The sequence below is a fragment of the Mesorhizobium sp. LMG17149 genome (genome assembly GCF_024518695.1).
GTDB lineage: Bacteria > Pseudomonadota > Alphaproteobacteria > Rhizobiales > Rhizobiaceae > Mesorhizobium.
The window spans coordinates 595,211-619,022 of sequence record NZ_JANIFL010000002.1; the positions used below are offsets into that span (position 1 = coordinate 595,211).

The following is a 23,812-nucleotide window of genomic DNA, read 5'->3' on the forward strand; positions in this document are numbered from 1 at the left end:
CCGGCAGTTGATCAGGCGGGCCTCGGTTCTTGTGCTCCAGAAGGACGTTTGAATGACGGACAAGACTGAACAGGGCGCCAAGGGGGCGGGCACGCCAAAAGATGCCCGCCCGATAAAGCTTGCCTGCCGCAATGTCTGGAAGCTGTTCGGATCGAACGCGGCCAATTTCATCCGCGAACGCGACGGCAAGGCCAGCATGGCCGACGTCACAGCCGCCGGGCTGGTCGGCGCGGTGCGCGCCGTCGACCTCGAAATCCGCCAGGGCGAGATCTTCATCATCATGGGCCTGTCGGGCTCCGGCAAGTCGACGCTGGTGCGCTGCATGTCGAGGCTGGTCGAGCCGACCCACGGCAAGGTCGAATTCGAAGGCAAGGATCTGCTGAAGATTTCGGATGCAGCGCTGATCGAGTTGCGACGACACCGCATGGGCATGGTGTTCCAGAATTTTGCCCTGCTGCCGCACCTCAACGTGCTGGAGAACATCGCCTTCCCGCTCAGCATCCAGGGGCAGGACCGGCCGACACGCGAGGCACGGGCGCGCGAGGTGATCGAACTCGTTGGGCTCCGTGGCCGCGAGCATTTCTATCCGCGCGAATTGTCCGGCGGCCAGCAGCAGCGGGTCGGCATCGCCCGAAGCCTCGCGACAAAACCGGAAATCTGGTTCCTCGACGAGCCGTTCTCGGCGCTCGACCCGCTGATCCGCCGCGAAATGCAGGATGAGCTGATGCGGCTGCAAACCATGCTGCACAAGACCATCGTCTTCATCACCCATGATTTCGACGAGGCCATCCGATTGGCCGACCGCATCGCCATCATGAAGGATGGCGAGGTCATCCAGATCGGCACGCCGGAGGAGTTGGTGGTCAATCCGGCGACCGACTATGTCGCCGAGTTCACCCGCGACGTCGACCGCGCCAAGGTGATCTCGGCACGCAGCCTAATGCGCGCCTGCGACGGCTCGGAGCATGGCGGCACCGTTGCCCCAGATGCCAAGATCGCCAGCTTCTCGGCCGGTATCGTTGCCGCCAACAAGCCGTTCGCGGTGGTCAACGGCACCGGCAAGCCGATCGGCGAGGTGACGCCGCAAGCGGTGATTGATTTGCTGGCCGGCATCGATCGCTCAAGGGTCGGCGCATGACGGTGACAGCAAGCGCCAGCGAGACGCGGTCGCGACCGATTCAGGTCTGGCTGCTGGTCTGGGTGTTCGCGCTTGCCGCCGTGCTTGTCGTGTTCTTGCTGCAGGACCGCCTGCCCTGGGCCGTCAACTATCCGGCAAGCGCCGTCGTGCCGGTCGCCGATTGGGTCAGCGCGCTGATGCGCTGGATCAAGTCGAACCTGTCCTGGTTGACCCGCTCGATCACCGCTGTGCTCGGCGTTCCCCTCGATTTCGCGCTCAATCTACTGGCCAAGAATTTCAAGATCGGCCACGGCGCTGACGCCTATATCCTGCCGCGCCTGTCCTGGGTCGGCGTCTGCGCCGCCGCCTTCCTCGCCGGTCATGCCGCTGGCGGCAGAAAACTCAGCCTGCTGGTCGGCGGCTGCTTCCTCTACATCGCCCTGTTCGGCCAATGGACCAGCGCCATGCTGACGCTGGCGCTGATCTCCATCGCCGTGCCGTTCTGTATCGTCACCGGGCTGTTCGCCGGCATCTGGGCGTGGCGCAGGCCATGGGCCGAAAGGCTTATCGTCTCCCCTGCCCTCGACCTGATGCAGACGATTCCGACCTTCGCCTATCTCATCCCGATGCTGCTGCTGTTCGGCAACAGCCCGGTCTCGGCGATGATCGCGACCGCCATTTTCGCCACCCCGCCGATGGTGCGGGCGACGATGCTGGGCCTGTCGCGGGTACCATCGGAAATCGACGATTTCAGCGAGATGGCAGGCTGCACGGCGCGGCAGAAACTGTGGCGAGTGCTGCTGCCCTCGGCACGGCCGACACTGATGGTCGGCGTCAACCAGGTGATCATGCTGGCGCTGAACATGGTGATCATAGCCTCGATGATCGGCGCCGGCGGCCTCGGCTACGACGTGCTCCTGGCACTGCGCGCGCTGAAGGTTGGCGAGGCGATGGAAGCCGGCCTTGCCATCGTGGCGCTCGCCATCGCGCTCGACCGGCTGAGCCAGGCCATCGCGCACAAGCAGGCAGAGGGCCATGTCCATCAGGAGATGCGCCCGAGCCTCTGGCGGCGCTACCCCAATCTGACGCTGGCCATCGCCATCCTTGTCGTGACAACGCTGCTCGGTCTGTTCGTGCCAGCCTTCGCGGGAGTGCCAAAAGCGATCACCTTCACCACCGCGCCGCTGTGGAAAGCAGCGGTGAACTGGGTGACGATCAATTTCTTCGACACGATCGAAGCGTTCCGCGTGACGCTGATCCTTAATCTGCTGAACCCGCTGCGTGCCTTTTGCGAAGGGTTTCCCTGGCTGGGCGCGGTGTTCCTGCTCGGCCTTGCCGGCTATCAGCTCTCCGGCCTGCGGCTGGCCGCGCTGGTGGCAGCGCTGACTGCCTTCTGCGCCATCACCGGCCTGTGGGAAAAGACCATGGCAACCGTCTATCTCTGCGGTATCTCGGCCTTCATCGCCTGCCTGGTCGGCATCCCGATCGGGCTGATGGCTTCGCGCAGCGACCGCTTCGAGAAGATCGTCACGCCGGTCATCGACACGCTGCAGGTGCTGCCGTCCTTCTGCTTCATCATCCCGGTGGTGATGCTGTTTCGGGTCGGCGACGTCACGGCGATGATCGCAACGATAGCCTTCGCCGTGGTGCCTGCCATCCGCTACACCAATCACGGCATCAGGCAGGTGCCGCCGGCGCTGATCGAGGCGGCGAAGGTTTCGGGCTGCACGCCGCGCCAGACCTTCTTTCGCGTGCAACTGCCGCTGGCGCTTCCCGAAATCATGCTGGGCGTCAACCAGACGATCCTGATGGCGCTGGCGATGATCATCATCTGCGCCATGGTCGGCACGCGCGATCTCGGCCAGGAAGTGTTCATCGCGCTGTCCAAGGCCGATTCCGGTCGCGGCATCGTCGCGGGTCTGGCCATCGCCTTCATCGGCATTGTCGCCGACCGGCTGTTCGGCGCCTGGACGGCGAAGGCCAGGGCAAGGCTGGGGTAGCAGGCGCCGCCCTACTCCGCCGCGACGCCCTTCACCTCGAGATAGCTCTCCATCGAATCGTCCAGCGCCTGCAGCCACGGCGTATGATGCAGCGGCGCCATGGTGCCGGTCATCAGCGAGCGGTAGGCGTGGTCGCGGAAGCCCATGATGTTCTCCGCCTTGTGGTGTTCCCATTCCATGAAGGTCTGGTTGACCGCCTCGACGTCGAAGCCCGGATAGTCGGTCTGGTCCATCAATTCCTTGGTGTAGTCGCCCTGGAACCAGATCATCTGCTCGGCGTCTTCGAGCGTTTCCTCGCGTGCGCGCCATTTCGCGCCGTGCGCAGCCATCGCCTCGGCCGAGGGCAGTTCGATGCGGCCCATGATGACGTCGCGGGCGAACCAGGCCTGCGCGTCGAACATGTTGAAGGTGTAGAACTGGTCCTGCATGCCGATATAGGAAAGCTGCGGGTTCTTCTCCCAGACGACGCCTTCATAGAGATCGAGAGGCCACATGCGGTTGGCGGTCTTGAGCTTCAGATCGTCGGTGAGGAAGGGGAAGGAATGCAGATAGCCGGTGCACAGGATGATGGCGTCGACATCCCTAGTGGTGCCGTCCTTGAAGTGGGCTGTCTTGCCTACGACCTTCTGCAGCAGCGGCACTTCCTGCCAATTCTCCGGCCATTTGAAGCCCATCGGCTTCGAGCGGTAGCTGGAGGTGATGGATTTGGCGCCATATTTGTAGCATTGCGAGCCGATGTCCTCGGCCGAATAGGAGCGGCCGATGATCAATATGTCCTTGCCCTTGAACTCCATCGCGTCGCGGAAATCATGGCTGTGCAGGATGCGGCCGTTGAAGGTCGAAAAGCCCTCGAAATAGGGTACGTTGGGCACCGAGAAGTGGCCGGAGGCAACGACGACATTGTCGAACTCTTCGGAATAGGTGACGTCGTTGGTGCGGTCATGCGCGGTGACAGTGAATTTCTTCGTCGCGTCGGAAAAGGTGACCATGCGCACCGGGCTGTTGAAGCGCACCCATTTGCGAAGACCGGATTTTTCGACGCGGCCCTTGATGTAGTCCCACAGCACGGCGCGCGGCGGATAGGAGCCGATCGGCCGGCCGAAATGCTCCTCGAAGGTGTAGTCGGCGAATTCCAGGCACTCCTTCGGTCCGTTCGACCAGAGGTAGCGGTACATCGAGCCATGCACCGGATCGCCATGCTCGTCGAGACCGGTGCGCCAGGTGTAATTCCACAGGCCGCCCCAGTCCGACTGCTTTTCGAAGCAGACGATTTCGGGAATGTCGGCGCCCTTGTCGGCCGCCGACTTGAAGGCCCTGAGCTGTGCCAGGCCGGACGGGCCGGCTCCGATGACGGCAACGCGACTTTTCATGGCAGGCCTCCCGATCTGGTTTCGACTTTTGTCTTGACGCAATTCCCAAGGGGCTATGCGCTTTTCCCGGAATTGCTCTTACGAAACAAATTTCACTCACAGGGACAGTAATTGGCCCTTTCGTGCTGTCAACAGTCCGGTGCTGAAACTGGGTTCCGCCGCGGTGGATTTCCTGAGAAAAACCGGACGCGGCCAAACGCCGGATCGCGCGCATGCGCTTTCAGGCGACTTGCCGTCGCAGTTGCGCTGCTGTATCGGCACCTGACATGTTCACCTAGAGTGAAATAAATCCGCAGGAGTGCCGGGGGCGACATGGCGAAGAAGGTTTCCGATTCCAAGGCTGGTCCCGGCGATGCAAAGGCCAAGCCGGCGCCAAAGGTTTCGGCCGATGGCAAGACCATCCGCGCGCCGCTGACGCAGAACCCGCATGCCATTCGCGACACGCGCGAGAAAGTGCTGGAGGTGGCGATCGGCCGCGAGGTGCGCGCCTTCCGCAAGAAGCTCGGCATCACTGTCGCCGATCTCGCGGTCGCCACCGACATTTCGCTCGGCATGCTGTCGAAGATCGAGAACGGCATCACCTCGCCGTCGCTGACCACTTTGCAGGCGCTGTCGCGCGCGCTCGGCGTTCCGGTCACCGCCTTCTTCCGCCGCTTCGAGGAAGAGCGCAGCGCCGTCTTCGTCAAGGCCGGCCAAGGTCTCGATGTCGAGCGCCGCGGCACCCGTGCCGGTCATCAGTACAACCTGCTCGGCCATATCGGATCCAACACCAGCGGCGTCGTCGTCGAGCCCTATCTGATCACGCTGACCGAGGATTCCGATGTGTTCCCGACCTTCCAGCATGAGGGCATGGAGTTCCTCTACATGCTCGAAGGCGAGGTCGTTTACCGGCACGGCAGCAACCTCTACCCGATGAAGCCCGGCGACAGCCTGTTCTTCGACGCCGACGCGCCGCACGGGCCGGAGCAACTGACGAAACTGCCGATGCGCTATCTGTCGATTATTTGCTATCCGCAGAGCGCGGGTTAAGCGGGACTCGATCTCCCCTTGGTCTCTCGTGAGGAGATCGGCTTCGCGACGGCTCCTCTTTTGCACTGGTGATTGGCGAAAGCTGAAGTGACATTCGATCTCCCCCCTGGAGGGGGAGATGTCCGGCAGGACAGAGGGGGGCGAACCGCGATGACGCACAATCTGGTATCCGCCAACAGCCGCCGCAATGCGCGCACGATGCGCAAGGTGATGACCGATGCCGAACTCAAGCTTTGGAATGAGATCAGGGCACACAGGCTGATGGGACTGGGGTTTCGGCGCCAGATGCCTATCGCCGGCCATATCGTCGATTTTGCATGCCCGGACAAAAAGCTGATCGTCGAGCTTGATGGTTCCCAGCATGGCCGGGCCGAAACGTCGGAATCGGACGCTGCAAGAACCGCCAAATTCGAAGCGCTGGGCTGGACGGTCCTGCGCTTCTGGAACGACGATGTCATTCGCGATATCGACAATGTCTGCCAGCATGTCGTGATTGTGGCTGGGCTGGGCGACGCGTCGTAAGCGCGGAGGTGGAGATTGGGCAAGGCAGGCGCTCCACGGCGCCCCCCTCTGCCCTGCCGGGCATCTCCCCCTCTTGGGGGGAGATTGGCTGCTTTGGGGGCAGCGCCAACATCAGCTATTCAATCCGGCCCAAACCCTGGGCTCGTCGCGCTCCCATCGTCCAGCTTCGACAGCCACTCGACCAACGCCGGGCGATAGCGTGTCAGGCCCTTGTAGTTGGCGAGTTCGTCAGGCAGGTCGCGGATGACGCGGTGCAGGCGCCGGGCCCATTTTGGCTGCGTCACCAGTTCATCCATTTTGATCAGATAGCAGCGGATCGGGAAGACGATGCCGTTGGAGCGCGGCAGCCGCCAGAAGCTCTGCAGTTCGACCCGCAGATGCACCTTGTCGCCGACATTCTCCGGCGTCACCGTCGCCCGGTCCGGCCCCCATTTGTGGTAGTTCTCGGGGCTGGTGTCGAGGCGCGGATTGATGGTCATCGTCCAGTTCAGGCGTCGAGCCGGCTTGCCTTGCTGGATGTTGGTGAGGAATTTCAGCGCCCTGACGAAAATCCCCTTCTCATGCGCCAGCGGCACCGGAGCGTGCCATTCGAAGAAGTTCATGCCGATGTCGAAATCGAGCGACCAGTCGGCCTGGGTGGTGACCATGCCGGCATCCATCCACAGATTGCCGTCGCGCTGGTCGAGGATGCAGAAATCGCCCTGGCTCTGCCGCGTGATGTACTCCATCGGCCCGTAAGGCAGCGTCGAGGTGTCGCCGAAAGTGAAGGTGTCGTCGATGCCAAGCGGCCGGTTGACCCAGCGCCAGCGATCGCCGTCGCGGGTCAGCGTGAAATGCTCGGGATAGCCCAGCGCCTGCTGCTCCATCAAAAGCTCGAGCAGATCCCAGCCGGCCAGCGTCATGTGCGGCAGCGACTGGCAGCGCAGCGGATCCTCGGCCAGCACCAGTGCGCGGTCCTGCATCTCGGCGACATAGTGCTCATCGACGTCGATCAGGTTTTCCAGCACGCTGCCCCTGGGTCCGACGACATGCGGCTCGATGTTGACCGCATACATGTAGGCGTCTTCGTGGAACGGGAACGGGAAGCGCCTGATGTGCTCAGGGCTGTTCTTGAAGGTGAAGTCGTCGCGGAACGTTTCCTTGCGAAAGGTGATGCCCATGATTTTCTCCTAGAGCGGGCTGCCCGCTCTATCTCTTTGTTTTAGCCGCATTTCTGCGACGCCAAGTGTATCCACTTGGCTGCAAAATGCTCTACCGTTCCAGGACCAGCGAACGGCCTTCGAAGCGCGACACGCACGGCATGATCTTCTTGCCCGAACGGTGCTCTTCCTCGCTCAGCCAGTGGTCGTTGTGAATGAACTTGCCGTCGCAAGAAATGACGTTGGTCTCGCACTGGCCGCAGACGCCGCCGCGGCAGAGATAGGGCGGATCGACGCCGGCCGCCTCAATCGCTTCCAAGAGGCTCTGCTGTTCGTCGACGCGGATCGACTTGCCGCTGACGGCAAGCGTCACGTCGAAAGGCAGTCCGGGCTGGGGTGCCGCGAAATGCTCGAAATGCACGGTTTCCGCCGGCCAGCCGAGGCTTGCCGCGCGATCGCGCACCCAGTTGATCATGCCGGCCGGGCCGCAGACATAGAGATGCGTGCCGAGCGGCTGCGTCGACAGCAAGCGGTCGAGTTCGATGCGCTCGTCGAGGTCGTCATGATAGAGCCTGACCCGGCGGTCGTAGCGCTCGCGCAGCACATCGGCATAGGTGCCGAGCGATGCGGTGCGGCAGGTGTAGTGCAGTTCGAAATTGCCGCCTTCCGCCGCAAGCTGAGCGGTCTGCGCCATGAACGGCGTGATGCCGATGCCGCCGGCCAGCATCAGATGCTTTTTGGCGCGCAGGTCGAGCGAGAACAGGTTGACGGGGTAGCTGACCACCATCTCCATGCCCGGCTTGACGCTCCGGTGCATGAACAGCGAGCCGCCACGGCCGACATCGTCGCGCCGCACCGAGATCGTGTATTCGCGCGTATCGAGCGGCGAGCCCATCAGCGAATAGGGATTGAGCCTGGTGCGTTCGCCGTCGCGCATCTCGACCACGACATGGGCGCCGCCGGAAAAAGTCGGCAAAAGCTGCCCGTCGCGCCGGCGAAAATGGAAGCGGGTGACGAGGTCGTTGACCGGGACGACGTCGCTGACAACGACATCGAGTTTTGTTGTTCCGGTGCTCATCGAAAAATCTCCTCCATCGGAGGAATCTCCGAGCGATCTTCCGCATTGATGCAGACGCCCTGGAAGGCTGCGATGCGCCTGGAATAATGGTCGCGCACCAGAAGCAGCAGGCCGCAATGCGCGCAGGTCGCCGGCTGCGTCGTCACATTCTCGGTGATGCCCTTGCAATGGACACATTGCATGCGCCGCGCCAGCGAGCCGCGGTGCTCGGTCTGGATCGAAGTGTGGTCGATGCCGGCTTCAAGCGCCACCTGCATGGCCTGGCCGATCAGACCCTCGGTGCCAGCGAGGTAGAGGCGCAAGCCCATATGCGCGTTGGCCAGTGTCTGCCGGAGCCGTGGCAGCAGGCTGGCGAAGGACGGCGCCAGATGGAGCTGCGCCGGCTTCAACGCTTCGAGCGCGACGGCATGTTTGCCGTCAAGCCCGGGAATGAAGACGATTTCGGCGTCGTCGAAAAACCCGGGCGGCGCCCTCCCGGCCATCTCCGCTATCGCCAGCGCCCCTTCTGCATCCGCGATGAAAAGATGATGCTTGCCGGGTTGCGGAGACAAGGTTCCGTAAACGGGCCGGCTGATGATGCTTTTGGCTGCCATTTATGTCTTCGTGCCTTCGAGCGCTTCACCGTTTCATAGAAACGGCGGACCGCTCTATCTCTTTGCTTTGACGCAATTCCGGACGGAAAACCGTTTCACACTTTTCCTGGAATTGCTCGAACCCCTCGGTGTTGACTATGCCTCAACCTTTCGCCGTGCGCTTGGTCTTCTTGGGATCGTCGAATGGCAATGGCTGGGCGGTGGCCTTGATGGCACCGCTCTTGTTGCGGATTTCGAGCTTGGTGTCCTTGACCGCGCAGTCGACGTCGAGCCGGGCGATGCCCATCGATTTCTCGACCAGCGGCGAATACATGGCGCAGGTCACCACGCCGACCTTTTTGCCGTCGCGATAGACCGGCGCTCCTTCATCGGCCGGCTCCTTGCCGTCGAGCAGCACGCCATAGATCTTGAAGCGCTCCTTGCCCTTCAGGCGATAGTGCTCCTCGGCGCCGCGAAAGCCGGTCTTGCCGGGGCTGACGGTGAAGTCGAGGCCGAGTTCCCACAGCGTGTCGCCCGGACCTTCGTTCTCAAACGGATACTTCTGCGAATTGTCGTAGGGGTAGAAGAGCAGATAACTTTCGACGCGCAGCATGTCGAGCGTGGTGAAGCGGCACGGAATGATGCCGGCGCTCTTGCCCTCGTCGAGGATCCTGTCCCAGATCGTGCCGGCATCTTGGCCGCGGCAGAAGATCTCGTAGCCGCGCTCGCCGGTATAGCCGGTGCGCGAAATCATGACGGGCAAGCCGAACAGCTGCGTCTGCATGTGATGGAAATAGTTGAGGTCGCGAATGCCCGGCACATGCTTGGCCAGATAATCGACTGCTGTCGGGCCCTGCAGCGACAGATCGTGCAGATTGTCGTCGAAGCGCAGCGAGACGTCACGGCCCATAGCTGCCCGCTGCAACTCCTCATGGCCGGTGCCCGAACCATGCACGACCATCCAAGCGTTGGGGCCGGTGCGGTAGAGGATGCAATCGTCGGTGAATTTGCCCGCCTCATTCAGCATGCAGGCATAGGCCGACTTGCCGGGATAGATCTTTTCGACATCGCGTGTGGTGGCGAGGTCGATGAGATGCGAGGCGTGCGGCCCTGATATGTGGACCTTCTTGAGACCGGAGACATCCATCAGACCAGCCTTGGTGCGGATGGCGATGTACTCCTCGTCGGCATCCTTGTCGTAGGTCCAGGCGGTTCCCATGCCGCTCCAGTCTTCGAGCTTCGAACCGAGCGCTCGGTGGCGATCCGCCAGGGTCGAAAATCTCCAGGATGCCGTCATCCGCTCGTCCTCCGTTTCGATAATGCTCTGCTGTTCCCTGCCCCCTGCGCAGCGGCGGGAGCTTTGGCCGAATATTGATCGCAAACCTCCGGGCGCCGCAATACCCATAAGCAATTAATTTCATTGTCAGGCAAAATCCGCCGCGCAAACCAAACGGTTAACCCCACGTAGATCGCGCTTGACAATTGCGGGATTCAGACAGAACTTATGAAAAAAATTTCACTCTGTTGAAAGAGGACGGCGGACGGGAGATTCGGAACCGGACGGCGGAAAAAGGGGAGAAACCGATGTCAGACATGCAGCAGCGCATCGAAGCGCTGTACCGTTCCGACGTGCGCGGAGCCGCGCTCCTGATCGTCTGCCTGTGGGCGACGATCCTCTTCGTCCTCCTCATGACATGGCCCTACATCCCGCACAGCGGCATCAAGGCCGTGGTCGCGATCGCCGCCGCCGCCGTGCTGATCTTCAACACGGCCGCCATCCTGGCGATGGTCAAGCACTACAAGGAAGACAAGGAATTCATCTACGGGCTCGATATCAAGAACGCCGACGCGTTCCGCAACCGCAAGTCCTGAGGGGTAGAAGAGATGTCCCGCTACACGCCGCCGGAACAAAGCAAGGCCGGGCAGGTTTTCGACATCGCCGTCGTCGTCGTCGCCATTTTCGTGGCACTGTGGCTACCGCTCAAGCTGGGCCTCGCCGGCGCGGCGAAATCCATCGACGCGCTCGACGCCAAGACCTGGGAAGCGCTAGGCCAGAACCCGACCATGGCGTCTATCTGGGAAAAGCTCGGCTATACGCCCGAGACCGCGCACGACATCATCCAGAACCGCTTCCACTATGTCATCGACTGGCCGACGCTGATCATCATGGCGGCGGTGCTGATCGGTTATTTCGTCTTCCTGTTTCGTGCATCAGACCGCGAATATCGCGACGTCATCAACGAAAAATTCGACGACAAGTAAGAGTTCTGAGGACGATTTAATTCGGGGGACACGATCATGTGGGTGGCACTCTCTTACGCATGCTGGGGCATCTCGATCGTGCTCGCTTTGTGGATGCTCTACGACTGGTTCAAGGTTGACACGACTTTCTCCGAAGAGGTGCTGACCTCCTCGCGCGAGGGCGAACTGGAAGCCACTTCCGAAAAACACCGGATCTGAGTGAGGATTGAACAATGACGATCGCACTTGAACCGGCTGCCCCGGCTGCCCAAGGGGACAGAGTTTCACTCCTGCGCGTGCTCGGACCGGCCCATGTCTGGGCGCTCGGCGTCGGCATCGTCCTGGTCGGCGAATTCACCGGCTGGAATTTCTCGGCGGACAAGGGTGGCGCACTGGCTGCGCTGATCGTCTGCTGGGTCGTGGGATTGCTCTACACCTCGGTCGCCATGATCGATTCCGAGGTGACATCGACCGTGGCCGCCGCCGGCGGCCAGTATGCGCAGGCAAAGCACATCGTCGGACCGCTGATGGCGTTCAACGTCGCGCTGTTCCTGGTCTTTGCCTACACCATGCTCGAAGTATCCGACGCCATCCTGCTCGGCGACACCATCGTCGCCAAGGCCGGCGTCGAAGGGCTCACCCACAATTCCTTCATCGCCGCGACCATCGTCGTGCTGGCGTGGCTGAACTATCGCGGCGTGCTGATGACGCTCAATGTCAACTTCGTCATCACAGCGGTCGCCTATATCTCGATCGTCATCCTGTTCTTTTCGGTCAGCCCGTGGACGCAAGGCGCCGTGCTGAAGCTGAACGAGCTGGTCACGCCAGGCAATGCACTCCCCTATGGCTGGATCGGCGTCATCGCCGCCTTCCAGTTCGGCATCTGGTACTATCTCGGGATCGAGGGCACCACACAGGCCGCCGAGGAAGTGCGCTCGCCGGCCCGCTCGCTGCCTTACGGCACCATGGCCGGCATGATCACGCTTTTGATCGCCGCCGCCATGACCTGGTATGTCTGCGCCTCGATGATGCCATGGGAATATCTCGGCATCACCTATTATCCACTGTGGGACGCCGGCAAGCTGACTGGCAGCCCGCTGCTCGAGAACCTGTTGTTCGTCGCCACGCTGCTTGCTGCAATGGCCTCCGCCAATGGCTGCATCAACGATGCGGCGCGCGCCTGGTTCTCGCTCGGCCGCGACCGCTATCTGCCGACATGGTTCTCGGCCGTGCATCCGAGATATCGCACGCCCTATCGTTCGATCCTGTTCCTGCTGCCGATCGCGCTGGCCTTCGCCTTCATCGCCGACCTCAACCAGGCGATCACCTTCTCGATCCTGTCGGGCGTGCTGCAATACACGTTCATGAGCATCAACATCATCATGTTCCGCAAGAAGTGGCCACTCGGCTCGATCCGGCGCGGCTACACGCACCCCTTCCATCCGATCCCGGCCATCGTGCTGTTTTGCCTGTGCGTGGTGACCTTCTTCGCCATCTTCCTCGGCTTCGGCTCGCAGTTGATCGCCATGGTCGCCTTCTATTTCCTGATCTCGCTGTGGTTCCATTTCTATCGCTACAAATTCGTGCGGCGCGGCGATCAGTTCACCATGCCGTGGCCAAAGCCGCAGGGTTATTGATGGGAGTAGGCCCGTCCGCATCCTGGATGGGCGTGGCATGAGAAAATGTCCGAGCTGACATCAGCACTGCTGGCCGGAGCCGTTGTCCTGGCTATCGTTCTCCACCTTGCCTGGCAGGCGCGTGCCAGCCGCAACAGGGCATCGATGGCGCTTGCCGTCGAGCAGGACCGCATCCGCACAGCCATCGCCGACGCAGCCAATGTCTCGGACGGCACCGCCGGTGTCATCACCTGGGAAGGGTCCTGGAACAGCAAACGTGTCCAGGTGCGCACCATCGTCGACACACTGGCGACGCGGAAACTGCCGGCGCGCTGGCTCAGTGTTTCGATCACCGAGCCGGTGGCCGTGCCCGGCACCTTCGACATGATGATGCGGCCGGGGTCGCCGACGACCTTCTCCAATTTCGATCATCTCGACCACACGCTGCCGAAGAGTTCGGCATTTCCGGCCGAGGCCGTGTTGCGGACGGATCGCAGGGGCGTCCACTTCCCACTGGAGACCATCGCCGGCCACCTCGGGATTTTTTCCGAAGGGCGCGCCAAGGAACTGCTGATCACCCCGAAAGGGGTACGCATCGTGTGGCTGCTGGCCGAAGCCGAACGGGCGCGCTACGGTGTGTTCCGGCAGGCCGAGTTTGGCGACGCCACACTCGATCCCGCGCTGATCGAAAGACTGCTGGTGTCGGTGTCGGCGCTTCGCGACGCCATCAACAAAAGCGAACGGCAAGCCGCATGACCAGTCCCACCACGGCACCCACCAATCCCTATCTGGTTCTCGGCGCCGCAATCGTGCTGCCGGGAAGCGGGCACGTCATTCTCGGCGTGCCGGTGCGCGGCCTTCAGTTCCTTTTCTTCATGGTGATCCTGGCATGGGCGACGGCCAAGATCGCACCGTCGGATGCCAGCTTTGTCGGCCGTCACGCCGGCGGCTTCCTGATCTATGCCTTGTCGATTCTCGACGCCTACAAGCTCGCCCGCATCCGCACCGCCAAATGGGTTCACAATGCCCGGCGAGACGGCGACAGTGCGCAGAGCGGCATTGAGCCGCATAGGTAACTAGAGGAATATTTTTTTCATACGATTGAATTTGTGCGGCTCATTCGGTACATCCTCTCTTAGCTACAAACGATCTCTTAGCTACAAACATCGGGAGGCTGACATGTGTGGAATTGTCGGACTGTTTTTGAAGGACAAGTCGCTGGAACCCCAGCTTGGTGCGATGCTGTCGCAGATGCTGATCTCCCTCAGCGATCGCGGTCCCGACAGCGCCGGTATCGCCATCTATGGCGCGCCTTCCAAGAATGAGGCCAAGATCACCATCCAGTCCGCCAAGCCCGACCGCGATTTCCGCGGCCTCGAGGCGGAGCTCGCCAAGGCCATCGGCACGCCGGTGACGATCGCGGTGAAATCCACCCATGCGGTCGTCAGGACCACGCCGGCCAAGATCGATGAAGCGCGCGAAACCATCCAGGCGCTGCGCCCCGACATCCGCATCATGGGCGCCGGCGACGTTGTCGAGATCTACAAGGAAGTCGGCCTGCCGGAGGCCGTCGTCGATCGCTTCGACGTCCGCAAGATGACCGGCACGCATGGCATCGGCCATACCCGCATGGCAACGGAATCGGCGGTGACGACGATGGGCGCGCATCCGTTCTCGACCGGCGCCGACCAGTGCCTGGTGCACAATGGCTCGCTGTCGAACCACAACAACGTCCGCCGCGAGCTGATCCGTGAAGGCATGACCTTCGAGACCGAGAACGACACTGAAGTGGCCGCCGCCTATCTTTCGTCGCAGATGGCGCATGGCAAGAATCTCGGCGAGGCGCTGGAAGGCACGCTCTCCGACCTCGACGGCTTCTTCACCTTCGTCGTCGGCACCAAGAACGGTTTTGGCGTGGTGCGCGATCCGATCGCCTGCAAGCCTGCCGTGATGGCCGAAACCGACCAGTATGTCGCCTTCGGCTCGGAATATCGCGCGCTGACCAAACTACCCGGCATAGACAATGCGAGGGTCTGGGAACCCGAGCCCGCAACCGTCTATTTCTGGGAGCATTGAATTCATGCCGGCAACCACGCTTTCAAAGACCGCAGCACATGACCCTCGGGTCTTCGATCTTGACCAATCGTCGCTGCGCGAACTCAACCAGGCGCTGCACAATCTGTCGCCCGGCTCGAATGAAACGGCCTGGGAAGTGCTGAACCCGAAAGGCAGCCATTCGGTCGCCGTTGGCGTCGACCAGCCTGTTGCCATCGATGTGCGTGGCAGCGTCGGCTATTATTGCGGCGGCATGAATTCCGGCAGCACCATCACCGTGCATGGCTCGGCGGGTCCCGGCGTCGGCGAGAACATGATGTCGGGCTCGATCACCATCAAAGGCGACGCCAGCCAGTATGCCGGCGCCACCGGCAAGGGCGGCCTGCTGGTCATCGAAGGCAATGCCTCGTCGCGCTGCGGCATCTCGATGAAGGGCATTGACATCGTCGTGCACGGCAATATCGGCCACATGTCGGCCTTCATGGCGCAGTCGGGCAATCTGGTGGTGCTGGGCGATGCCGGCGACGCGCTGGGCGACTCCATCTACGAGGCGCGGCTCTTCGTGCGCGGCAAGGTCGACAGCCTGGGTGCCGACTGCATCGCCAAGGAGATGCGGGCTGAGCATCTGGAATTGCTGCAAGGCCTGCTCGACCGCGCCGGCGTCACCGGCGTCAAGCCGTCGGAGTTCAAGCGCTACGGCTCGGCGCGCACCCTCTACAATTTCAATATCGACAACGCCGACGCGTATTGAGGCAGCATGACCTACAGGAACCCGCCGACGACGCCGCGCAAATCCGCGACCTTCGACGACTATACGCTTTCCGAAATCCGCCGTGCCGCGGCGACCGGCATCTATGACATCCGCGGCGCCGGCGCCAAGCGCAAGCTGCCGCATTTCGACGACCTCTTGTTCCTCGGCGCATCGATCTCGCGCTATCCGCTCGAAGGCTATCGCGAGCGCTGCGACACATCGGTCGTGCTCGGCTCTCGCCATGCCAAGAAGCCGATCGAGCTAAAGATCCCGATCACCATCGCCGGCATGAGCTTCGGCTCACTGTCAGGCCCCGCCAAGGAGGCACTCGGGCGCGGCGCGACCCTGTCGGGCACCTCGACCACGACGGGCGACGGCGGCATGACCGAGGAAGAGCGCGGCCATTCAAAGCAGCTGGTCTATCAATATCTGCCGTCGCGCTACGGCATGAACCCGCGCGATTTGCGCCGCGCCGATGCGATCGAAGTCGTCGTCGGCCAGGGCGCCAAGCCGGGCGGCGGCGGCATGCTGCTTGGCCAGAAGATTTCCGACCGCGTCGCCGAGATGCGCACGCTGCCCAAGGGCATCGACCAGCGCTCGGCCTCGCGCCATCCCGACTGGACCGGACCCGACGATCTCGAGATCAAGATCCTCGAACTGCGCGAAATCACCGACTGGGAAAAGCCGATCTACGTCAAGGTCGGCGGCGCCCGGCCCTACTACGACACCGCGCTTGCCGTGAAGGCCGGCGCCGATGTCGTTGTCGTCGACGGCATGCAGGGCGGCACCGCCGCCACCCAGGAAGTGTTCATCGAAAATGTCGGTATGCCGACGCTTGCCTGCATCAGGCCGGCGGTGCAGGCGCTGCAGGATCTGGGCATGCACCGCAAAGTGCAGCTGATCGTCTCCGGTGGTATCCGCAACGGCGCCGATGTCGCCAAAGCGCTGGCGCTCGGCGTCGACGCGGTCTCGATCGGTACGGCTGCCCTTGTCGCGCTCGGCGACAACGATCCCCGCTGGGAGGCGGAGTATAACGAGCTCGGCACCACGGCCGGCGCCTATGACGACTGGCACGAGGGGCGCGACCCCGCCGGCATCACCACGCAGGATCCCGAATTGATGAAGCGGGTCGACCCGATCGCCGCGGGACGCCGGCTGGCGAACTACCTCAAGGTGATGACGCTGGAAGCGCAGACCATCGCGCGTGCCTGCGGCAAGAACAGCCTGCACAATCTCGAACCCGAGGACCTCGTCGCGCTGACGATCGAGGCAGCCGCCATGGCCGGCGTGCCGCTGGCCGGCACCAACTGGATACCGGGGAAGAACGGCTTCTGATCAACGAAGGGCCGACTCCCGCATACTCGGGAACAACAATCGATAAAAATGGGGAACTAGCGTGGCAACTGATCTTGCAGAATTCGCAAGGGCGAAAAACGTCAAATATTTCATGATTTCCTACACTGACCTGTTCAGTGGCCAGCGTGCCAAGCTGGTGCCGGCGCAGGCAATCGCCGACATGCAGAAGGACGGCGCCGGCTTTGCCGGGTTCGCCACCTGGCTGGACCTGACGCCGGCACATCCCGACATGCTGGCGGTGCCGGATCCGGATTCGGTGATCCAGCTGCCGTGGAAGCCTGAGGTCGCCTGGGTCGCGGCCAACTGCATCATGGACGACAAGGAGGTCGACCAGGCGCCGCGCAACACGCTGAAGCGGCTGATCGCAGAGGCCGCCAGCGACGGCATGCACGTCAAGACCGGCGTCGAGGCCGAGTTCTTCCTGATCTCGCCGGATGGCAAGACGATTTCCGACGAATACGACACGGCCTCAAAGCCCTGCTACGACCAGCAAGCGGTGATGCGCCGCTATGACGTCATCGCCGAGATCTGCGACCACATGCTGGCGCTCGGCTGGGGCGCCTACCAGAACGACCACGAGGATGCCAACGGCCAATTCGAGATGAACTGGGCCTTCGACGACGCGCTGGCGACCGCCGACAAGCACTCGTTCTTCAAGTTCATGGTCAAGTCGATCGCCGAGAAGCACGGCCTGCGCGCGACTTTCATGCCCAAACCCTTCCAGGGCCTGACCGGCAATGGCTGCCATGCCCATATCTCGGTCTGGGACAAATCGGGCAAGACCAACGTTTTCGCCGACAAAGCGATGGAGCTCGGCCTGTCGGCCAAGGGCCGGAATTTCCTCGGCGGCATCATGAAGCATGCTTCCGCGCTTGCCGCGATCACCAACCCGACGGTGAATTCCTACAAGCGCATCAACGCGCCACGCACCATTTCGGGCGCGACATGGGCGCCGAACACAGTGACCTGGACCGGCAACAACCGCACCCACATGGTGCGCGTGCCCGGCCCCGGCCGCTTCGAGCTGCGCCTGCCGGATGGTGCGGCCAACCCCTATCTCCTGCAGGCTGTCATCATCGCCGCCGGCCTCGACGGCATCCGCTCGAAGGCCGATCCCGGCAAGCGCTACGACATCGACATGTACCAGCATGGGCACACGGTGAAGGGCGCGCCGAAGTTGCCGCTCAACCTGCTCGACGCGTTGCGCGAGTTCGACAAGGACAAATCGCTCAAGGCGGCGCTGGGTGAGGAATTCTCGTCGGCCTACCTAAAGCTGAAGCACCAGGAATGGAATTCCTATGCTTCGCACTTCACGCAATGGGAGCGCGACCACACGCTGGATATCTAGAGCATCGGACCGAAAAGTGCGTAGCGGTTTTCGGACGAATCCGATGCGTCGAGGAAGATCCAGCGTGACGCGAGCGACCTCGGAATGAACTGATGAAATATTCTATCTTCTCGCTCGCCCGCGCCGCCCTGTCCGGCCACAAGAACTGGCAGCGCACCTGGCGCGACGCCACGCCGAAGGACCGCTACGACGTGGTGATCATCGGCGGCGGCGGCCACGGGCTTGCCACCGCTTGGTTCCTCGCCAGCGAGTACGGCATCAAGAATGTCGCCGTGCTCGAAAAAGGCTGGATCGGCTCCGGCAATGCCGGCCGCAACACCACCATCATCCGCTCCAATTACGGCCTGCCCGGCAACACCGGCTTCTACGAATTGTCGATGAAGCTGTGGGAGCGGATGGAGCAGGACCTCAACTACAATGCGATGGTCAGCCAGCGCGGCGTCATCAACCTCTACCACTCCGACGCACAGCGCGACGCCTATGCGCGGCGCGGCAACACCATGCGCATCAACGGCATCGACGCCGAACTGCTCGACCTCGCCGCGGTCAGGAAGATGATACCGTTCCTGAACTTCGACAATGCGCGCTTTCCCGTGCAAGGCGGGCTGCTGCAGCGGCGCGGCGGCACGGCGCGGCACGATGCGGTGGTCTGGGGCTATGCCCATGCCGCGAGCGAACTCGGCGTCGACATTATCCAGAATTGCGAAGTCACCGGCTTCGTCAGGGATGCCAACGGCAAGGTGACTGGTGTCGAGACGTCGCGCGGCAAGATCGGCGCCGGCAAGGTCGGCATGGCTGTTGCCGGAAGTTCGTCGCGCGTCGCGGCGATGGCCGGCCTGCGCCTGCCGATTGAGAGCCATGTGCTGCAGGCCTTCGTCTCCGAAGCGATCAAGCCGCTCATCCCTGGCGTCATGACCTTCGGCGCCGGCCATTTCTACGTCAGCCAGTCCGACAAGGGCGGCCTCGTCTTCGGCGGCGATATAGACGGCTACAATTCCTACGCCCAGCGCGGCAACATGCCTGTCATGGAGGACGTCTGCGAGGGCGGCATGGCGCTGATGCCGATGATCGGCCGCGTGCGCCTGCTGCGCCAGTGGGGCGGCATCATGGACATGTCGATGGACGGTTCGCCGATCATCGACAAGACGCCGGTCGACGGGCTCTATCTCAACGCCGGCTGGTGCTATGGCGGCTTCAAGGCGACACCAGGCTCCGGCTTCGTCTTTGCACACCTCCTGGCTCGCGACGAATCGCACGAAGAGGCTGCACGGTTCCGCCTCGACCGGTTCCGGACTGGCGCCATGATCGACGAAAAGGGCCAGGGCGCCCAACCGAACCTGCATTGAAGGCGGTGTAGAACAGCATGCGCATTGTCTGTCCCTTCTGCGGCGAACGCGAACTCGGCGAGTTCACCTATCTCGGCGATGCCAAACCTGTGCGGCCCGAGGCCGGCGCCTCGGAAGACGAGGTCTTCGACTATGTCTATCTGCGCGACAATGTCGCCGGCGCGACCAGCGAATACTGGTACCATGGCGGCGGTTGCCGGGCCTGGCTGAAGGTCACCCGCAACACGCTGACGCATGAGATTTCCGCCGTTGAGCCGGCGGCTGGCGTGGGTGCGAGGCAGGTCGCGAAATGAATTTTCTCGTGCAAGTCAGCGCCGCCCCTCACCTGCCTGCCGGCATCCTCTCCCCGTATAGTGACGGGGAGAGGGGGGCTGGCCGCAACCTGACCGCTATTCCTGCAAAGTTGATGATTGGCGGAATCGTGGATGAAAGCGTCCTTCTCCCCGTCACTATACGGGGAGAAGTGCCCGGCAGGGCGATGAGGGGCAGCGCGGCGCTCCTGCGTGGGGGCCGGCAATCGTGAAATCCTCCCAATCCCACCGTCTCACCTCCGGCGGTCTCATCGACCGCTCGGTGCCACTGAACTTCCGTTTCGACGGCAAGGCTTTCTCCGGCTTCCAGGGCGATACGCTCGCCTCCGCGCTGATCGCCAACGGCGTCAAGCTGGTCGGCCGCTCATTCAAATACCATCGCCCGCGCGGTATTCTCACCGCTGGTTCGGAAGAACCCAACGCGCTGGTCGAGCTGCGCACCGGCGCACGGCGCGAGCCGAACACCAAGGCGACGACAGCCGAACTCTATGACGGGCTCGAGGCCGCCAGCCAGAACCGTTGGCCGTCGCTGCGCCACGATTTGATGTCGGTGAACCAGCTGTTCGCGCCGATCTTCGTTGCCGGCTTCTACTACAAGACTTTCATGTGGCCGGCGAAATTCTGGGAAGCGATCTACGAGCCGGCGATCCGCCGCGCCGCCGGCCTCGGCCGTGCCTCAGGCATCGCCGATCCCGATCACTACGACAAGGCATGGGCGCATTGCGATGTGCTGATCGCCGGTTCAGGTCCGGCCGGTTTGGCCGCGGCATTGGCAGCCGGCCGCGCTGGCGCCCGCGTCATCCTGTGCGAAGAGGATGTTGTCCCCGGCGGCCGCCTGCTGTCGGATGGCGGCACGATCGATGGTGTGCCGGCAGCCGAATGGCTGTCGCGGACGCTGGCTGAATTGGCCGATATGCCCGATGTCCGCATCATGACCCGCACGACATTGTTCGGGGTCTATGATGGCGGTACCTATGGCGCGATCGAGCGGGTCAACGACCACCTGCCCTCGCCGCCTCAGCATCAGGTGCGCCAGCGGCTGTGGCGGATCGTGGCGAAGCGCTGCGTTGTCGCGGCCGGCGCCATCGAACGGCCGATCGTCTTTGCCGGCAACGACACGCCCGGTGTTATGATGGCGTCCGCCATGCGCACCTATGTCGCGCGCTATGCGGCGACACCGGCAAAGCGCCTCGCGCTGTTCACCAACAATGAGGATGGCTGGCGTACGGTCGAGACGGCACTCGGGGCCGGCCTGCAGATCGCGGCGGTCATCGACGCACGGTCCGAAGTGTCGCCGGCGCATCGTTCGCTGGCCTCCAAGGGTGGCTTCCCGGTGCTGCATGGTTCCGTCAGCGGGGTCGATGGCGGCAAGGATGGCGTCAGGAAAATCGCGGTCTCGCTGACCGGTGGCGCGCGCGCCGAGATCGAAGCGGACGGCCTCGCAGTCTCCGGCGGCTGGAACCCGGCGGTCGGGCTGACCTCCTACCATCGTGGCCGGCCGAAATGGCAGAACGACATATCTGCCTTCGTGCCGGACGGCGCGCCTCCCGGCATGGTCGCCGCGGGTGCCGCCAATGGCGATTTCGGCCTCGGCGCCTGCCTGAGCCAGGGATTTGCCGCCGGCGCGGCAGCGGCGCGTGACACGGGACATAGCGGCACAGTGGGTATCGCGCCTGCCGCCGACGACGAGGCATTCTCGCTGACGCCGCTATGGCACGTCGCCGGCAAGGGCAAGGCTTTTGTCGATTACCAGCACGACGTCACCGCCTCCGACATCGAACTGGCGCAGCGCGAAGGCTTTGAATCGGTCGAGCACCTGAAGCGCTACACGACGCTCGGCATGGCGACCGACCAGGGCAAGACCTCGAATGTCGCCGGCCTTGCCATCATGGCCGCGGTCAGCGGCCGTTCGATCCCCGAGACCGGCACGACAATCTACCGGCCGCCTTACGTGCCGGTCGCCATCGGCGCCTTCGCCGGCCATCACCGCGACGAGACGTTCCATGCGACACGGCTGACGCCGTCGCATCACTGGGCCGTGGAACAGGGCGCTGTCTTCGTCGACACCGGCCTGTGGAAGCGGGCGCAATGGTATCCGCGCGCCGGCGAGAAGGACTGGCTGGAATCGGTGACCCGCGAGGTCAAGGCGGTGCGCGGCGGCGTCGGCTTCTGCGATGTCTCGACGCTCGGCAAGATCGACGTGCACGGCCCCGATGCCGGCGCCTTCCTGGATCGCGTCTACATCAACACCTTCTCCAGCCTCGCCGTTGGCAAGGCGCGCTATGGGCTGATGCTGCGCGAGGACGGCATCGTCTATGACGATGGCACGACATCGCGGCTGGCCGAGGATCACTATTTTCTCACCACCACCACGGCCAAGGCCGGACTGGTGATGCAGCATCTCGAATTCTGCCGCCAGGTGCTGTTCCCGGAGCTCGACGTGCAGCTCACTTCCGTCTCGGACCAGTGGGCGCAATTCTCGATCGCCGGGCCGAAGACACGCGACCTGCTCAGGGAAATCGTCGACCCGGCAGAAGACCTTTCCAACGAAGGCTTTCCATTCATGGGCGCGCGCGAAGTAGCACTTCGCGGGGGCCTGAGGGCACGGCTGTTCCGTATCTCGTTCTCAGGCGAGATGGCTTTCGAGATTTCGGTGCCGGCGCGCTTTGGCGATGCCATGGCGCGCAATTTGATGCTGGCCGGCGCGCCGTTCGGCGTGACGCCTTACGGCACCGAGGCGCTCGGCGTCATGCGCGTCGAAAAGGGCCACATCGCCGGACCGGAACTGAGCGGCACGACGACGGCGGCCGATCTTGGCCTGGGCAAGATGATGTCGACCAAGAAAGACTATATCGGCCGCGTCATGGCCGGACGCGAGGCGCTGGTAGCCCCGGACCGGCAGGTCGTCGTCGGCATCAAGCCGACGGACAAGGCACGCCGGCTGCGCTCCGGTGCGCACATCATCCCGAAGGGACAGACACCCGGCCCCGGCAACGACCAGGGCTATGTCACCTCGGTCTGCTTCTCGCCGACGTCGGATCAGTGGATCGGGCTCGCGCTTGTCGAACGCGGCCGCGAACGCATCGGCGAGATCGTGCATGGGCATGACCCGTTGCGCGGCGAAGACTACGATGTCGAACTCTGCAATCCCGTCTTCTACGATCCGGATGGAGGGCGCCAGCGTGGTTGATTTTTCCTGGGCTCCCCGCAGTCCCCTTGAAAAGGCGCTTGTTGCCGGCGTGCATGGTGCACGCGGTATCGAGGCCGGCGTCTCGCTGACCGAGATCCGCAATTTTGACCTGATCCAGATCATGGCGAGGCGCGGCCAAGGGGCTGATCTGGCGAAAGCGGCCAGGGCCCGTTTCGGCGCGGTGCCACCGGATGCGCCGAAGGCGGTACAGACTCCGGATGCCACGCTGATCTGGTCGGGGCCGGATCAGTTCTTCGTTCTGTCAAACGGCGGCAAGCACACGACGCAGACGTTGACGCCGGCATTCTCCGGCTCCGCCTCGCTGTCGGATCAGTCGCATGCACGGGTCTTGATCAGCATTTCGGGCGTCAAGGCACGCACCATGCTGGCGAAACTGTCTTCGATCGACTTGCACCCAACGACGTTCCCGGTTGGCGCCGCCGCCGCGACATCGATGGATCACACCAGCGTCACGCTCTGGCGCGGCGGCGATCGGCCGGATGGGCAGGCGGTGTTCAACCTTCTGGTGTTTGCGACCTTCGCCGAAAGCCTTTGGCATACGGTGCTGGATTCGGCTGCGGAGTATGGTGTCGATATCCGCCACAGCGAGGAACTGGTCTAGTTTTCAGTTTTCGTCGGAATGGCCAATTCCGAGCGTCGGCGCCGCCCCTTGTATCTGCACGAGATGATTATGTGCGATGGAAGCGATTGAGCCTCGGGCCGGATGGCCATCCGGCCCGAGGCTTGGCGAAGTCGCCCGCTGCCCCTCCG

The 23,812-nt window shown here is 63.0% G+C and carries 23 protein-coding genes; 18 read left to right on the forward strand and 5 right to left on the reverse strand.

Translation table 11 applies throughout. From position 1 onward, the window contains the following. The first annotated feature begins 52 nt into the window (after positions 1-52). Both NP945_RS06160 and NP945_RS06165 read left to right on the forward strand, forming a co-directional pair. Positions 53-1,138, forward strand: coding sequence for a glycine betaine/L-proline ABC transporter ATP-binding protein (locus NP945_RS06160; RefSeq protein WP_256745832.1), 1,086 nt, complete (start codon positions 53-55; stop codon positions 1,136-1,138). Continuing rightward, positions 1,135-3,117 (forward strand): proline/glycine betaine ABC transporter permease, encoded by a 1,983-nt coding sequence (locus NP945_RS06165; protein ID WP_256745833.1) that lies wholly within the window; start codon positions 1,135-1,137, stop codon positions 3,115-3,117. The genes NP945_RS06160 and NP945_RS06165 overlap by 4 nt, the downstream gene beginning before the upstream one ends. 11 nt (positions 3,118-3,128) lie before the next feature. Here NP945_RS06165 and NP945_RS06170 read toward each other — a convergent pair whose 3' ends face one another. Continuing rightward, complete coding sequence (locus NP945_RS06170) at positions 3,129-4,487, reverse strand: NAD(P)-binding domain-containing protein (RefSeq protein ID WP_256745834.1); 1,359 nt, start codon at positions 4,485-4,487, stop codon at positions 3,129-3,131. A 312-nt stretch (positions 4,488-4,799) separates the two neighbouring features. Between NP945_RS06170 and NP945_RS06175 the strand changes: the two genes are divergently transcribed. Beyond that, the gene (locus tag NP945_RS06175) at positions 4,800-5,516 is read left to right on the forward strand and encodes an XRE family transcriptional regulator (protein ID WP_127811053.1); all 717 of its coding nucleotides are present in this window, start codon (positions 4,800-4,802) and stop codon (positions 5,514-5,516) included. 150 nt (positions 5,517-5,666) lie between these two features. Then, positions 5,667-6,038 (forward strand): endonuclease domain-containing protein, encoded by a 372-nt coding sequence (locus NP945_RS06180; protein ID WP_127320072.1) that lies wholly within the window; start codon positions 5,667-5,669, stop codon positions 6,036-6,038. Positions 6,039-6,157: 119 nt separating this feature from the next. On the opposite strand, the gene NP945_RS06185 is transcribed toward NP945_RS06180, so the two are convergent. The 4 genes from NP945_RS06185 to NP945_RS06200 all read right to left on the reverse strand — a co-directional run bounded on the left by NP945_RS06185 (position 6,158) and on the right by NP945_RS06200 (position 10,124). Continuing rightward, a complete protein-coding gene (locus NP945_RS06185) occupies positions 6,158-7,198 on the reverse strand; it encodes a DUF3445 domain-containing protein (RefSeq protein ID WP_256745835.1) in 1,041 nt (346 codons plus the stop codon). Positions 7,199-7,289: 91 nt separating this feature from the next. Beyond that, positions 7,290-8,255: a PDR/VanB family oxidoreductase gene (locus NP945_RS06190; protein WP_256745836.1), complete on the reverse strand. Its 966-nt coding sequence runs from the start codon at positions 8,253-8,255 to the stop codon at positions 7,290-7,292. Continuing rightward, the gene (locus NP945_RS06195) at positions 8,252-8,848 is read right to left on the reverse strand and encodes a dimethylamine monooxygenase subunit DmmA family protein (RefSeq protein ID WP_256745837.1); all 597 of its coding nucleotides are present in this window, start codon (positions 8,846-8,848) and stop codon (positions 8,252-8,254) included. The genes NP945_RS06190 and NP945_RS06195 overlap by 4 nt, the downstream gene beginning before the upstream one ends. A gap of 142 nt (positions 8,849-8,990) precedes the next feature. Further along, positions 8,991-10,124, reverse strand: coding sequence for an aminomethyltransferase family protein (locus tag NP945_RS06200; RefSeq protein ID WP_256745838.1), 1,134 nt, complete (start codon positions 10,122-10,124; stop codon positions 8,991-8,993). Between the two features lie 287 nt (positions 10,125-10,411). Between NP945_RS06200 and NP945_RS06205 the strand changes: the two genes are divergently transcribed. From NP945_RS06205 to NP945_RS06270, 14 genes are all read left to right on the forward strand, one after another. Further along, entirely contained in the window at positions 10,412-10,699 is a 288-nt protein-coding gene (locus tag NP945_RS06205) for a hypothetical protein (RefSeq protein ID WP_027036059.1), read from the forward strand. Positions 10,700-10,711: 12 nt separating this feature from the next. After that, complete coding sequence (locus tag NP945_RS06210) at positions 10,712-11,089, forward strand: hypothetical protein (protein WP_013532899.1); 378 nt, start codon at positions 10,712-10,714, stop codon at positions 11,087-11,089. Between the two features lie 36 nt (positions 11,090-11,125). Further along, positions 11,126-11,287, forward strand: coding sequence for a hypothetical protein (locus NP945_RS06215; protein WP_013532900.1), 162 nt, complete (start codon positions 11,126-11,128; stop codon positions 11,285-11,287). Between the two features lie 14 nt (positions 11,288-11,301). Next, positions 11,302-12,705, forward strand: coding sequence for an APC family permease (locus NP945_RS06220; RefSeq protein WP_023808735.1), 1,404 nt, complete (start codon positions 11,302-11,304; stop codon positions 12,703-12,705). A 45-nt stretch (positions 12,706-12,750) separates the two neighbouring features. Next, positions 12,751-13,440: a hypothetical protein gene (locus tag NP945_RS06225; RefSeq protein ID WP_256745839.1), complete on the forward strand. Its 690-nt coding sequence runs from the start codon at positions 12,751-12,753 to the stop codon at positions 13,438-13,440. Further along, positions 13,437-13,760, forward strand: a complete 324-nt coding sequence (locus NP945_RS06230; RefSeq protein WP_256745840.1) for a hypothetical protein — start codon at positions 13,437-13,439, stop codon at positions 13,758-13,760. The genes NP945_RS06225 and NP945_RS06230 overlap by 4 nt, the downstream gene beginning before the upstream one ends. A gap of 103 nt (positions 13,761-13,863) precedes the next feature. Beyond that, positions 13,864-14,760, forward strand: coding sequence for a glutamine amidotransferase family protein (locus NP945_RS06235; protein ID WP_063167616.1), 897 nt, complete (start codon positions 13,864-13,866; stop codon positions 14,758-14,760). Positions 14,761-14,764: 4 nt separating this feature from the next. Beyond that, positions 14,765-15,490 (forward strand): GXGXG domain-containing protein, encoded by a 726-nt coding sequence (locus NP945_RS06240; RefSeq protein WP_256745841.1) that lies wholly within the window; start codon positions 14,765-14,767, stop codon positions 15,488-15,490. 6 nt (positions 15,491-15,496) lie between these two features. Beyond that, positions 15,497-16,825 (forward strand): FMN-binding glutamate synthase family protein, encoded by a 1,329-nt coding sequence (locus tag NP945_RS06245; protein ID WP_127328489.1) that lies wholly within the window; start codon positions 15,497-15,499, stop codon positions 16,823-16,825. Positions 16,826-16,886: 61 nt separating this feature from the next. Next, complete coding sequence (gene glnT, locus NP945_RS06250) at positions 16,887-18,194, forward strand: type III glutamate--ammonia ligase (protein ID WP_127811057.1); 1,308 nt, start codon at positions 16,887-16,889, stop codon at positions 18,192-18,194. Between the two features lie 92 nt (positions 18,195-18,286). After that, the gene (locus NP945_RS06255; RefSeq protein WP_013532907.1) at positions 18,287-19,540 is read left to right on the forward strand and encodes a sarcosine oxidase subunit beta family protein; all 1,254 of its coding nucleotides are present in this window, start codon (positions 18,287-18,289) and stop codon (positions 19,538-19,540) included. Positions 19,541-19,557: 17 nt separating this feature from the next. Then, positions 19,558-19,833 (forward strand): sarcosine oxidase subunit delta, encoded by a 276-nt coding sequence (locus NP945_RS06260; protein WP_128307685.1) that lies wholly within the window; start codon positions 19,558-19,560, stop codon positions 19,831-19,833. A gap of 226 nt (positions 19,834-20,059) precedes the next feature. Next, a complete protein-coding gene (locus NP945_RS06265; protein WP_256745842.1) occupies positions 20,060-23,041 on the forward strand; it encodes a sarcosine oxidase subunit alpha in 2,982 nt (993 codons plus the stop codon). Beyond that, on the forward strand, positions 23,034-23,663 hold the full coding sequence (locus NP945_RS06270; RefSeq protein ID WP_127269576.1) for a sarcosine oxidase subunit gamma: 630 nt from the start codon (positions 23,034-23,036) through the stop codon (positions 23,661-23,663). The genes NP945_RS06265 and NP945_RS06270 overlap by 8 nt, the downstream gene beginning before the upstream one ends. The last annotated feature ends 149 nt before the right edge of the window (positions 23,664-23,812 follow it).